Genomic DNA, 12779 nt, shown 5'->3' with positions numbered 1-12779 from the left:
CTCACGAAGACACGAAAGCACAAAGGAAGTTCCGACCTAACCAGCATAATATTGATTGGCTAGCCGCTTCACACCATCTTTAAAAGTGGCTGCGCCAAAGTTCATCAGGAAGCCGAGTGGCAAATCCATCAGTCGTAAATAGGTAATCACCTGTTTGGCATGAACGGGTGCGAAACGCTCGGTAGATTTGAGTTCGATCAGAATTTGCCTTTCAACGATCAAGTCGGCCCGAAAAGCTTTTTCCAAAATCCGGCCCTTGAAGGTGACTGGAATGATCTTCTGTCTTTCGACAGCAAGACCTTTCTCTTTCAAGCTTTCAAAAAGCAGTATCTCATAGGCAGATTCGAGCAGCCCCGGCCCGGTATCCCTGTACAGGTGAAACCCGCAATCGACAGAGATTTTGGCGATAGATTCAAGATCTTGCACGATCCCATCTTAGTGCCTTCGTGTCTTCGTGCGAGTCCCCAGACTTTACAGTTCCGGCCCGCCCTCGGTCACCGTCCAGGTCTGCCCCTTGCTCAGCAAGGCCTGCAAGTCGGGCGTCTTGCCGGTCGACACCTTCACATTTTGCTCCACTACTGCCGCTTCAAATGTTGGCCGCGGATCATTGTAAAGCACACCGAGCGCCATCGGGAATATGCCAAACTCCATTTCGACCAGCATATGCGCGACCGAACGGTTGGTGGCGTCATGGACAATCACGCCTGCGGCTTGCCAGTCGCCATCGACGACATCGACCACTTCAAGCTGCAAGGTGTCCCGGTTGAGCGTGATGCCCTTTTCACCCTTGGCAAAGAGCATCGGTTCGCCCTCGACCAAGTGCAGTTGTGTTTCGGCAGCGGTCTTCTTGGCAGCAAATTCCTCGAACACATCCTTGTTGTAGACGATGCAATTCTGGAAAATCTCGATGAACGACGCGCCCTTGTGCGCGTGGGCCGCTTTCAGCACATCGGGCAGCCCCTTGTGTACATCGATGCCGCGCGCCACGAACCGCGCGCCCGCGCCCAGCGCAAAGGCACAGGGTGAGGCGGGGCGATCAACCGAACCATAAGGCGTCGAGGGACTTTGCGTACCCTGCCGGCTGGTTGGCGAATATTGGCCCTTGGTCAGCCCGTAAATCTCGTTGTTGAACAGCATCACCTGGCAATCGAGATTCCGGCGCAGCAGGTGCATCGTGTGATTGCCACCGATCGACAGCGCATCGCCATCGCCGGTGATGATCCAGACATCCAGTTCCGGATTGGCCAGCTTCACGCCGGTCGCTACCGCAGGTGCCCGACCGTGGATCGTGTGAAAGCCGTAGGTTTCCATATAATAGGGAAAGCGTGAGGAGCAGCCGATGCCACTGATAAACACCGTGTTTGACGGGTCAGCACCCAGATCGGGCATGGTCCGCTGCACGGCCTTGAGAATGGCATAATCGCCGCAACCCGGGCACCAGCGTACTTCCTGATCGGTTTCCCAGTCTTTCAGCGTCGTCGTGATTTTGGTCATCTCGTTCATGCCAGAGCCTCCTCGATCGCGGCTTCAATTTCGGTGATGGTAAATGGCTGGCCGGAAACCTTGTTCACCGGCCTGGCATCGACCAGATATTGATCGCGCAATATGGTCTTCAACTGTCCGGTATTCATTTCCGGGACAATGATCCGGTCAAAGCTCTTCAGCAATTCACCGAGATTCTTCGGCAAGGGCCAGATATTGCGGATATGGATATGCGCCACATCCTTGCCGTTGGCACCGGCGCGCGACACCGCCTGGTGAATCGGCCCGAAGGTGGAGCCCCAGCCGACAACGGCCAGCTTCGCGCCCGGTTTGCCGAACGCGAGTTCCTGGTCGGGCAGACTGTCCGCAACGCCCAGAACCTTGTCGCGGCGAATTTCGGTCATCGTCTGGTGGTTGGCCGGTGCATAGTCGATATGACCGGTATTCAGCCCCTTCTCGATACCGCCAATCCGGTGCATCAGGCCCGGCGTACCCGGCTTGATCCAGGGCCGCGCCAGTTTCGCGTCGCGACTGTAAGGCAAGAGCGGGCCTTCCGGCTTTTCGGTCATGAAGCTGACCGGAAAATGCTCGAGACCGTCGACATCCGGAATCTTCCACGGTTCCGCCGCATTGGCGATATAGCCGTCGGTGAGCAACATCACCGGCGTCATATATTGCACCGCAATCCGCACCGCCTCGATCGCGCAGTAGAAGGCGTCTTCCGGCGAGCGCGCCGCGATCACCGGCATCGGCGCATCCCCGTTACGGCCATAGACCGCCTGATAGAGATCGGACTGTTCGGTCTTGGTGGGCAGACCGGTCGAAGGACCGCCACGCTGCGAATTGACGATCACCAAAGGCAGTTCGGTCATGATCGCCAGACCCAGCGCCTCGCCTTTCAGCGCAATACCGGGACCGGAAGAGGATGTGATCCCGAGGCTACCGGCATAGCTGGCACCAATGGCCGCGGTAATCGCCGCAATCTCGTCTTCGGCCTGGAATGTGGTGACGCCAAATTCCTTGAGCCGTGACAGGTGATGCAGAATCGCCGATGCCGGCGTGATCGGATAGCCGCCAAAGAACATCGGTAGTCCGGCCATTTGCGCTCCGGCTACCAGCCCCAGAGACAGCGATTCCGCGCCGGTTACCGTTCTATATTTGCCTGGTTCGGCCGGAGCCGCGGCAACCTTGTGCGGAGACAGGTGACCGCCACCCAGGCCATCGCCGGAAATTTCCGCCGTTTCGCCATAAGCATGACCGGCGTTGAGCGCGGCAATATTGGCTTCCGCAATTTCGGGAAGCTTGGCAAATTTGCTTTTCAGCCACTGGATGATCGGTTCGCGCTCGCGCTCAAACATCCACAGGGCCAGACCCAGCGTCCACATATTCTTGCAACGCAAGGCTTCCTTGTTACCCAGTCCGAAGGGCTTGACCGCATCCAGCGTCAGCTGCGAAATATTCAGCTTGAGCAACTGCCATTTGGCCAGTGAGCCGTCTTCCAGCGGATTGCTCTCGTAATGGGCCTTGTCGAGATTGCGCTTCCCGAACTCGCCCTCGTCAGCAATCACCAGTCCGCCGGCACGCACCGCCTGGACATTGGTTTTCAAGGCCGCCGGATTCATGGCGATCAGCACGTCCGGCTGGTCACCGGCCGTCTCGATTGCGCGTGAGCCGAAGTTGATCTGGAATGCAGAGACGCCGAACAAAGTCCCCTGCGGCGCCCGAATCTCTGCCGGGAAATCGGGAAATGTCGCGAGATCATTGCCTGCCAATGCTGTCGACAAGGTAAATTGCCCCCCGGTCAACTGCATCCCGTCGCCGCTGTCGCCGGCGAAACGGACGACGACATTTTCGGCGCCTTCCGGATGGGGACTATTGGAATCTTCCTGCTTTACTGCGGTGGCCATATTGGATTTTCCGTGCCTTTATTATTACGCAAACCGCCCTAGAGCAGCAATGTGTCGCGCTTCAAACCACAAAAACTAATAGGGATAAAGCATTTGTTTGGGTGGTCCGCTCCGATTAGCGCTTGCCTAGGCCGCACAGGCTGATCTAATCGGTCGGTTAAACGGTTGGAGAAGAGAGATGACTGACGCATATGTTCGCCCCGATGTGCAGATGATTTTAACGATGCTGGCACAATCGGACCAGCCGCTCATGTCGGAGGTGGAACCTCCCGTTGCACGCGAAATGTACAATATGATGGCGACGATGCTGGAAGCGGATGCTGTCGATCTCGCGCGGACAGAGAATCTTTCTTGTCCTGGATCCGACGGCGATATCCCCATGCGGCTCTACGACAAGCGAGCCAGCAGAGCCGATGAAGGCCCCGCCATTATCTTCTATCACGGTGGCGGCTTTGTCATTGGCGACCTGGAATCGCACCACAGCTTCTGTACCTATATTGCCGATGCCATGGATCTTCCCGTAATCGCGGTTGATTATCGGTGCGCTCCGGAAGCGCCTTTCCCGGCGGCTCCATTGGACAGTATTGCCGCAACCCGGTGGATAGCAGAAAATCATGGTGATCTTGGATTGAAGCTAACAGGGGTAATCCCCTGCGGCGATAGCGCTGGCGGCAACCTGGCCCTGGTTATCGGTCAGGTTTTCGCTCAGGAACCCGCAGCCCTTCCGGTGATCGCGCAATTCCCGATCTATCCCGCGACCCGGATGGACGCCGAAGGCGGCTCGATGGACGAATTTGCCGAGGGCTTTCTGCTAACCAAGGAAAGCATGGACTATTTCGCCAATCATTATGCGGCAAAAGATGATGATCTGCGGGTCTCCCCCTATCTTGGCGACCTTGCCAAATCACCACCGACGGTTTTGGTAACAGCCGGTCTTGATCCCCTGCGCGACCAGGGCCGTGAATATGCCGCCGACCTGATCCGGCACGGCATCAACACGAATTACATTGAAATGTCGGGGAATATTCACGGCTTCATCAACATTCGCAAGGCCGTGCCCTCGGCACAACAGGATGTCGACAAGATGATTGCCGCGTGGAAAACCCTGCTGTCGTCACTGGAGAAATAAGATCAACTTTGACACTCTCCCCTACCGCCCCTGCGCCGGTATCATGCTCGCCAACCGCGAAGGCCAGATATTTGTCGGGCAGCGGCTGGATGCTGCCAAAAGCAATTATCCCGACGCCTGGCAAATGCCGCAAGGTGGAATCGACAAGGGCGAGGACGCCGAAACTGCAGCCTTGCGCGAATTGCGGGAGGAAACCGGCGTCGTCCCGGACCATGTCCATATTATCGGCCGCAGCCAAGAGGACTATCTCTATGATCTTCCCGAGGAATTGCTGGGAAAGATATGGAAGGGCAAATATCGCGGCCAACGGCAGAGTTGGTTCCTGATGCGGTTCACCGGTCAGGACCAGCATATCAATATCCAGACGGACCATCCCGAATTTTCAGACTGGAAATGGGCCGACCCCGAGGTCTTGCCAGAAATGATCGTTCCCTTCAAACGGGACCTGTATCGTGCGCTGTTGAAAGAATTCGGACCGCTGATCTAGCCCCCCATTCAGGATTTCACTATGCCCAGACTAGCATTAACGTCCGCAATGGTCATTGCGGCGATTTTTCCTTCGCCAGCTGACGCTGCACTCCCTGCCCCGGTAAAAGCCATGATTGACGCGGCCATTGCTTCTGGCAACAAGCAAGATGTACTCGCGGTGGTCAAAATTGCCAAAGCGACAAACCCTGATGATCTCGCCGAAATTGATGCGATAATGACGACCTATAATGCCAAACAGGCGAAACTGGCGGAGGCGGCCGTGCGCGAAAAGCAGGAAGCCGGCTTTTTTGAAAACTGGAAGGGACAAGGAGAGCTGGGCGGCTTTCGTTCAACGGGCAATACGAGAAACCTGGGTCTTGGCGGTGGTGTCAAGCTTGTCAAAGATGCCGTCAAATGGCGCCTGAATGTCCAGGCCCGGGCTGACTATGAGCGCAATAGCGGCAAGACCACCCGGGATCAGCTGAGCGCGACCATCGAACCAAATTATAAATTTGATAAAAAGCTATACGCTTATGGTCTGGCACAGTTTGAACGGGACCGTTTCCAAGGCTTCTCTGCTCGCTACACGCTATCCGGCGGCCTGGGTTATGAACTGGTCAAAACCAAAGACGTCAGGCTCGCCATCAAAGCTGGTCCCGCGATCCGGATAACCAATTTCTCTGCTGGCGATTCCAAAAGCAGCCTTGCCGGTTTGGTCGGCATAGATTTTGACTGGAAAATTTCGGACAGTCTGAAATTTTCCCAGGATGCCGGCGGGACCTATGCTAGCGATGCACAAGGGTTCACATCCACTGTTGCCGTCATCAGCAGCGACAACACAAGCTTGACAGCCACGTCAGCGCTCGATGCAAAGCTGCTCGGCTCCCTTTCCGCGCGTTTTTCCTATGCGATTGAGCATGAAACCAATCCGCCCGCCGGCCGCATCAAAACTGACACGATCAGCCGCGCTAGCCTGGTCTATGATTTTTAATTGAAGCGGGAGCCCTGCTTGTCAGGGTGTTTCCGCCGCCGGCTCTTCCTCGCCAATTTTTGGCTTTGGCGTAACCGCCTCTGCCGACAGAACCGGCTTTTTGTCGGCAAGCTTGATTGCCGCTGCCAGCTGGTCATTTTGCGCACAGCGTGTCCGGCACAGGGTTTCAATTCGCGACAGGTTCACCCGGGCTTTTTCCAGAGCGCCGCGCTGGATCAGCGCCTCTCCCTGCCCCGCAAGGGCATCGAGATTATTCGGGTTCAGAATGAGCGCTTCGCGATAAAGCCGGATTGCCTTGCCGGGAAGCTGCTGTACGCGGGCAATTTGCGCCAGTGCGATAAACGCGGAACCGTTGCGCGGATCCACAGCCAGTGCCGTTTCATATAGGTCCGCCGCGAGATCCAGCTCATCGCGTTTCTGAGCGGCTTCTCCCAACTGCATATATTCGACCGACTGCGGCTTGATTTCGATATCGGCGGACTGGCCAAAACCGGCGCTCGAAGCAGTGGCAAAAACGAGGGACAAGGCGACAACAGCCGGTGAAAAACGCATAATCAGCTCCAATAAACTCTCACGGCCATAGCCAGTATCATCTGCATGCTGGCTTAACATGGTTCGCTATCATAATTTTTCGAGACAGGAAAAATAAAAGCCATCCGTTCCATCATGATATGGTGAAAGAAGAGTGCCACCACGATATGGACGACCAAGCGGCAAATCAATGGCTATTTCCTGCCATTGCCTATGGTCTGCCAGAAAGGCTTCTGCCTGATCGCCGCCTTCCGCATCAAGAAGCGAACAAACCGCGTAGACCAGCCGCCCGCCGGGTTTTACCAGTTCGCTGCCCAGATTGATCAGTCTATGCTGCAGCTCGGTGGTCTGCGCGAGCCGTTTGGGTGTCATCCGCCAGCGCAACTCGGGATTCCGTCGCCAGGTGCCGGTCCCGCTGCACGGCGCATCAATCAAAACCAGATCGCACTTGCCCTTCAGATGTTCCAGCGAATCCATTTCCTTGCCCGGCGACAGCAGAATTGTCTCAATATTATCGGCGCCGGATCTCCCGATGCGGGGCTCAATCCGGCTGAGGCGACCCCGGTCTGTATCGGCGGCGATAATCTTGCTGTCGGCCGGGAGCATGGCGGCCAGCGCAAGCGTTTTACCGCCGGCTCCGGCACACAGATCAAGCACCAGTCCCGGCTTTGATGCCACCGCCGCCAGGGCAATGGCCTGGCTGCCGAGATCCTGTATCTCGATGGCACCATCCCGATAGGGCGCGCTGTTTTCCACTTGTGTGCCCGCCGGAAGCGCATAGCTATGCGGCAAGGCCAGTGGCACTGCTTCCGACCATGTCGCCTCAACTATGGAATCCGCCACAAGCCGGGCATTGGCCCGGATATGCAGCGGCGCGCGATCGAAAAGGGCTTTTTGCTCCTGCTCGTCGATCGGACCGGCAAATTTGTCAGCCAGCCAGCCGGGCACCTGTGCACCGCGGGCCACCGGCTCTCCCTCCTTGATCGCGGCGGGACCATAGTCCGACCCGTCGAAAAGCGCTCTCAGATCGGGTTGCTCCGCCGCCAGCCCAAGCATAGCCTGCCGCCCGCTTTCCGGCCGGTCACCCCAGCGACGGATCGCAGCATAAACATGCTCCCGAATGGCTCTGCGGTCTTTCGATCCGGCGTAGCGGCGGGCCTTGAAATATTTTTTTGCAATCGCGTCCGCCGACGCCCCCCCATCCCGCGCCGCGACTATAATCTCATCGAGCAAATCAATCGCCGACTGCACTCTGGCTGACGGTTTCAACAGGCCGGCCTAGCGCGTCGGATAATTGGGGGCTTCCCGGGTGATTGCGACATCATGGACATGACTCTCTTGCAGTCCGGCATTGGTAATCCGGACAAATTCGGCCCGTTCGCGCAGATCTTCCAGCGTCGCTGAACCGGTATAGCCCATTGCCGCCTTCACGCCCCCAACCAGCTGGTGGATGACATCGCGGGCTGGCCCCTTGAATGGCACCTGCCCTTCGATACCTTCCGGTACCAGTTTCAACTGGTCGGTGATGTCCTGCTGGAAATAACGGTCCGCCGATCCGCGCGCCATGGCGCCGACAGAGCCCATGCCGCGATAGCTTTTATAGGCGCGTCCCTGATAGAGGAAGGTTTCCCCGGGCGCTTCTTCGGTGCCCGCGAGCAGCGATCCGATCATCACCGCTGACGCGCCAGCGGCCAGGGCTTTCGCGACATCGCCTGATGTCCGCAGTCCGCCATCGGCAATCACCGGGATACCCGATTTTTCGGCTTCTTCGGCACAATCCATGATCGCGGTAAGCTGCGGAACGCCGACCCCGGCAACCACCCGCGTGGTGCAGATCGAACCAGGTCCGATACCGATCTTGATACCGTCTGCACCCGCGTCGATCAGCGCCCGTGTGGCGGCGGCTGTAGCAACATTGCCGGCAATGATCTGGGCGTTGCTGGCGCGCTTCTTGATATCCTCCACGGCGCGCGCGACCATCGCGCTATGGCCGTGAGCGGTGTCGATCACGATCAAGTCGCATTCGGCATCGATCAGCGCTTCGGTCCGTTCCAGTCCGGAATCCCCCACGGTTGAAGCTGCTGCAACCCGCAAGCGCCCCGATGCGTCCTTGGTGGCATTGGGATAGGTAACCGCTTTCTCGATATCCTTGACCGTGATCAGGCCGACGCAATGATAATTTTTGTCCACCACCAGCAATTTTTCAATACGCCGCTGGTGCAGGGTTCGCCGCGCTTCTTCCTGGGTGACGCCGGCCGGAACGGTAGCCAGATTGTCCTTTGTCATCAGTTCCGAAACCAGCTGTGCGGGATTTTCCGCAAAACGCACATCGCGGTTGGTCAATATCCCGACCAGCTTGCCCGATTTCTCGACCACCGGAATCCCGGAAATCCGGTTCTGCTCCATCGTCGCCTGCGCTTCAGCCAGGGTTGCATCAGGCGCGATGGTGATCGGATTGACCACCATGCCGGATTCAAAGCGCTTCACCTGCCGCACCGCTGCTGTTTGCTGGGCGATGGTCAGATTCCGGTGCAGGACGCCAATGCCGCCCATTTGCGCCATAACGATCGCCATATCCGATTCCGTCACCGTATCCATGGCAGAGGAAAGGATCGGGATATTCAGCCCGATCAGCTTGGACAGATGCGTTTTCGTGTCGGCCTGGCTCGGCACGATTTCGGATGCTGCAGGCTGCAACAGGACATCGTCAAACGTCAGTCCCAATCGAATTTCTTTATGCTTGCCTGGCCTGCTCATGATTGCCACTTTCCGATATCGTGAATGTGATTCTGTGGCGGCCCATGTAATCAGTTATCGGTTCCGCCGCTAGTGGCTTTTCCCGGATATCTCGCAGTCGAGGCAAAATAACGGCCGAGCGCGACATGGAAATTGGCATCGGCGGCGGCCCCAGCGAGCACTAAATTGTCGTTCACTTCATCGGTAACATCATGATATCGACCATTGAGAAAGGCCTTGAGCCGTTCTTCATCCGCAAAAGCGCTGGTAATCATGAAAGCGGGGATATCCCGTTCCACAAAAACATAGCCATCCTGGCGTTTGAGATAGGGATCAGATTTTCCGCTGCGGTCAATCTCGCGCCCCTCCTGCGCCGCCACGATCGCGATATCCTTCCCGAGTACCGAATGGTCCAGACCGATAACTGCGATATTTTTACTATCTTCTGACAATGCGATGGTGTCGGCATTGAAGACCGCGACAAATTTCTCCAGCGCGATGGGTGGATCCTGAACAAATGCCCGTGCGCCCAGCAGGCCCTTTTCCTCGGCGGTCGTGGCGACAAAATATATATCCCGGTCATGTCCTTCTCCGGACAAGCGTTTTGCGGTTTCGATCAACAGCGATATGCCGCTGGCATTGTCAACGGCACCATTGCAAATACGATCCTTGCCCGGTTCCTGCGGGTCTTTGGTCCGGCATTCGCCAAAATGGTCCCAATGCCCCATGAACAATATAGCGCCGCTGTCGGCATTCCGGCCGGGAATTTTACCCATAACATTATGGGAGAGATAAGGCCGAACATTTGTCTCGACCATCGCATCCGCGCTCACACCAAGGTCAACCACACTGGTATTGGCGCTTTCGGCCAACAAGGTCTCGGCGTCCAGTCGCGTCGTCCGAAGCAGTTTGCGGAACTGATCAGAGCTGATCAATCCTTCGAGCAAGGCGTGATTGTCCGGGGCGGCCAGTGCCGTCGACCCGCGCTGGTAGAAGCGCCGGAAACGGGACCAGCGGTCTGGATCAGCGATGACCGATATAATCCCGACCGCTCCGTCCTCAATCAACTGGAGCTTGCGCTGCCGGTAATCCAGCGCATCTTCGTCATCTCCGGGGGCCTTTCGCGGCAAGATCACAAGCTTCCCGTCGACCGAAACGGCGGATTGTCCCGGTCCGGACTGTGCATAGCCGGCGAAAACAACCGCCATATCGGATTGCCGGAAGGACGGATCGCGGCTGCGCAGAATAATTTCATTCTGCTGCGACCGCACGGGCTTGCTGCGGGTCCCGCTCCTGAAACCTATCTGGAAGCGTTCCGGAATACGCTCAACCAGCGCTACCGGTGCATACCAGGAAGCGCTATTGCCTGCCGGTCGAAGACCGGCCCGGGACCATTGCGTGGCAATATAATTAACAGTCTTATTCTCGCCGGCCGTACCCGGTTTCCGTCCTTCAAATGCATCGCTCGCCAATATTTCGATATGTCCGAGCAGATCCGCCTCTGCGATCGTCTCCGAGCGCGCCGCACCGGAGAAAATCAGACCGGATAAAATGACACCGACAATCACACGCATCGCAATCTCTCTGATAATCGCAAGAATTCGCTTTTCCCTTGGCATTATCCCGCAAATAATCAATGATAATGAGACGGTTCGCGAGGGAGAATGAATATGGGTGTTTCACTGCTGCTACTGGTACTGCTGGTCACCATCATCTACCTTTTCGCGAGTATCAAGATCGTCCGGCAGGGCTATAATTATACGATCGAATATTTTGGTCGCTTTACGACCACCGCCCAACCGGGATTCAATTTTTATCCGGCATTCCTCTACCGCGTCGGTCGCAAGGTCAACATGATGGAGCAGGTGCTTGATATTCCGGGTCAGGAAATCATCACCAAGGACAACGCAATGATCTCCACTGACGGGGTGGTGTTTTTCCAGGTCCTCGAAGCCGCCAAGGCCGCCTATGAAGTCAACGACCTATACAATGCGATTCTCAATCTCGTTACTACCAACCTGCGCACGGTCATGGGTTCGATGGACCTTGATGAAACACTCTCCAAGCGCGACGAGATCAATGCGCGCCTGCTCGTGGTCATTGATGATGCGACGACGCCCTGGGGCATCAAGATCACCCGCGTGGAGATCAAGGACATCCGGCCGCCGCAGGATATCGTCAACGCCATGGCGCGGCAGATGAAAGCAGAACGCGAAAAACGCGCCAACATATTGGATGCCGAAGGCGCGCGGGCTTCCGAAATTCTTCGTTCCGAAGGTGAAAAACAGGGTCAGATATTGCAGGCAGAGGGCCGCAAGGAAGCTGCTTTTCTGGACGCCGAGGCTCGCGAACGCGAAGCCCAGGCCGAAGCGAAGGCAACCGAAATGGTGTCCCAGGCCATCGCCAGCGGCAATGCTCAGGCAATCAACTATTTTGTCGCCCAGGATTATGTGAAGGCTGTCGAAAAATTCGCCACTTCTCCCAATGCCAAAACCATATTGTTCCCCGTCGAGGCGACCCAGCTGATCGGCACGCTGGGCGGGATCGGGGCTTTGGCCAAAGAGGCGCTGGGTGAGGATGGCATAGCTGTTACCCCGCCGCCGCGGCGCAAGGGTCCATTCGACAATCAGAGCGATTGACGAACGACGGGAGAGGAGCATGAGTCATGGATGACTGGTCGATCAGCAATCCGGAATATATCTGGCTGGGGCTCGCCGCATTGCTGGCGCTGGCCGAGCTGTTCGTGCCCGGCGTATTCCTGATCTGGGTGGCCGCAGCGGCGGCAGTGACCGGGCTTCTCTCGCTGTTTATCGACCTGACCATTGCCGGTCAGCTTACCGTGTTCGGCCTGTCGACCATATTGGCAGTGCTGGGCGGGCGTCGCTGGTATCTGACTCACAATGTCGAAAGCGAAAACCCGCTCCTCAACAATCGTGCGGCGCAGCTGGTCGGGAAAACCGTCACCATCGTCGAGCCAATATCCGCAACCGGCGGGCGCGTAAAGGTCGCCGATGGCGTGTGGCCGGCAAAAGGTCCGGATATGAAAAAGGGCGCGATTGCCAAGGTCGCAGCGGTTGAAGGCGGAGTCCTCCAGCTGGAAGCGCTGAAGGACCCCGAAAGACTGGAAATCCCGCCTATTTCTTGAAGAAACCCTTCGCCATATTGGTGATGTCATTGATCGGGTTGCCATCACCATCGCGGTCGAGAAAACCGGTGACCTTGCCGAGCAGGCTATCGTCGCCTGTCAGCTTGTCCATCAGGCTTCCCTCTCCATCAAGACCGGCTTTTTCGGCCAGTGCTGGCAGCAGTCCCTTGAGCTTCTCCGCCTCGACACCAGCTTCGGCGGCAGCTTCCTTGATCGCTGTCATCTTGTCGGTGCTGCCATCGCGCAATTTTGCGAACAGCGCTTCACCACCCTTTTTTGCTTCGTCCGCCGTCATCCCTGCTTTTTCTGCAATTTCATCGAGACTGAAATTTTCGGGTAACATATCCATGACTTTTTCGAGCATGCTCATAATCAATATCCTTCCTTTGG

Annotated in this window: 13 protein-coding genes; 5 read left to right on the top strand and 8 right to left on the bottom strand. The window is 56.9% G+C overall.

Annotated elements, in window-relative coordinates:
- Positions 1-36 precede the first annotated feature (36 nt).
- Genes ACN0WX_RS06330 through ACN0WX_RS06320 form a run of 3 tightly spaced genes read right to left on the bottom strand, consistent with a single transcriptional unit; the run spans position 37 to position 3389 of the window.
- On the bottom strand, positions 37-426 hold the full coding sequence (locus ACN0WX_RS06330) for a GxxExxY protein (RefSeq protein WP_417621460.1): 390 nt from the start codon (positions 424-426) through the stop codon (positions 37-39).
- Positions 427-471: 45 nt separating this feature from the next.
- Positions 472-1503: a 2-oxoacid:ferredoxin oxidoreductase subunit beta gene (locus ACN0WX_RS06325; protein ID WP_417621459.1), complete on the bottom strand. Its 1032-nt coding sequence runs from the start codon at positions 1501-1503 to the stop codon at positions 472-474.
- Positions 1500-3389, bottom strand: a complete 1890-nt coding sequence (locus tag ACN0WX_RS06320) for a 2-oxoacid:acceptor oxidoreductase subunit alpha (RefSeq protein ID WP_417621458.1) — start codon at positions 3387-3389, stop codon at positions 1500-1502. The genes ACN0WX_RS06325 and ACN0WX_RS06320 overlap by 4 nt, the downstream gene beginning before the upstream one ends.
- A gap of 178 nt (positions 3390-3567) precedes the next feature.
- On the opposite strand from ACN0WX_RS06320, the gene ACN0WX_RS06315 reads away from it, so the two are divergent.
- Genes ACN0WX_RS06315 through ACN0WX_RS06305 form a run of 3 tightly spaced genes read left to right on the top strand, consistent with a single transcriptional unit; the run spans position 3568 to position 5977 of the window.
- Positions 3568-4518, top strand: coding sequence for an alpha/beta hydrolase (locus ACN0WX_RS06315; protein ID WP_417621457.1), 951 nt, complete (start codon positions 3568-3570; stop codon positions 4516-4518).
- Between the two features lies 1 nt (position 4519).
- Positions 4520-5005 (top strand): RNA pyrophosphohydrolase, encoded by a 486-nt coding sequence (locus ACN0WX_RS06310; protein ID WP_417621863.1) that lies wholly within the window; start codon positions 4520-4522, stop codon positions 5003-5005.
- A 21-nt stretch (positions 5006-5026) separates the two neighbouring features.
- Positions 5027-5977 carry a DUF481 domain-containing protein gene (locus ACN0WX_RS06305; protein ID WP_417621456.1) on the top strand — a complete coding sequence of 317 codons (951 nt, stop codon included), beginning with the start codon at positions 5027-5029 and terminating at the stop codon, positions 5975-5977.
- Between the two features lie 21 nt (positions 5978-5998).
- Here the strand turns inward: ACN0WX_RS06305 and ACN0WX_RS06300 are convergent, their stop codons facing one another.
- The 4 genes from ACN0WX_RS06300 to ACN0WX_RS06285 all read right to left on the bottom strand — a co-directional run bounded on the left by ACN0WX_RS06300 (position 5999) and on the right by ACN0WX_RS06285 (position 10818).
- Positions 5999-6529, bottom strand: a complete 531-nt coding sequence (locus tag ACN0WX_RS06300; protein ID WP_417621455.1) for a tetratricopeptide repeat protein — start codon at positions 6527-6529, stop codon at positions 5999-6001.
- A gap of 69 nt (positions 6530-6598) precedes the next feature.
- Positions 6599-7777, bottom strand: coding sequence for an RsmB/NOP family class I SAM-dependent RNA methyltransferase (locus tag ACN0WX_RS06295; RefSeq protein ID WP_417621454.1), 1179 nt, complete (start codon positions 7775-7777; stop codon positions 6599-6601).
- Between the two features lie 9 nt (positions 7778-7786).
- On the bottom strand, positions 7787-9265 hold the full coding sequence (gene guaB / locus ACN0WX_RS06290) for an IMP dehydrogenase (RefSeq protein WP_417621453.1): 1479 nt from the start codon (positions 9263-9265) through the stop codon (positions 7787-7789).
- Between the two features lie 50 nt (positions 9266-9315).
- A complete protein-coding gene (locus tag ACN0WX_RS06285) occupies positions 9316-10818 on the bottom strand; it encodes a M28 family peptidase (RefSeq protein ID WP_417621452.1) in 1503 nt (500 codons plus the stop codon).
- A 96-nt stretch (positions 10819-10914) separates the two neighbouring features.
- Between ACN0WX_RS06285 and ACN0WX_RS06280 the strand changes: the two genes are divergently transcribed.
- Together ACN0WX_RS06280 and ACN0WX_RS06275 are read left to right on the top strand one after the other, a co-directional pair.
- The gene (locus tag ACN0WX_RS06280; protein WP_417621451.1) at positions 10915-11883 is read left to right on the top strand and encodes an SPFH domain-containing protein; all 969 of its coding nucleotides are present in this window, start codon (positions 10915-10917) and stop codon (positions 11881-11883) included.
- 26 nt (positions 11884-11909) lie between these two features.
- Positions 11910-12389, top strand: a complete 480-nt coding sequence (locus ACN0WX_RS06275) for an NfeD family protein (protein ID WP_417621450.1) — start codon at positions 11910-11912, stop codon at positions 12387-12389.
- Here the strand turns inward: ACN0WX_RS06275 and ACN0WX_RS06270 are convergent.
- Positions 12379-12759, bottom strand: coding sequence for a hypothetical protein (locus tag ACN0WX_RS06270; RefSeq protein WP_417621449.1), 381 nt, complete (start codon positions 12757-12759; stop codon positions 12379-12381). The two genes, ACN0WX_RS06275 and ACN0WX_RS06270, sit on opposite strands and share 11 nt — an antisense overlap.
- Positions 12760-12779 lie beyond the last annotated feature (20 nt).

This window comes from Parasphingorhabdus sp., assembly GCF_048269915.1.
Lineage (GTDB): Bacteria > Pseudomonadota > Alphaproteobacteria > Sphingomonadales > Sphingomonadaceae > Parasphingorhabdus.
This window is presented reverse-complemented; position numbering and strand designations above follow the sequence as displayed.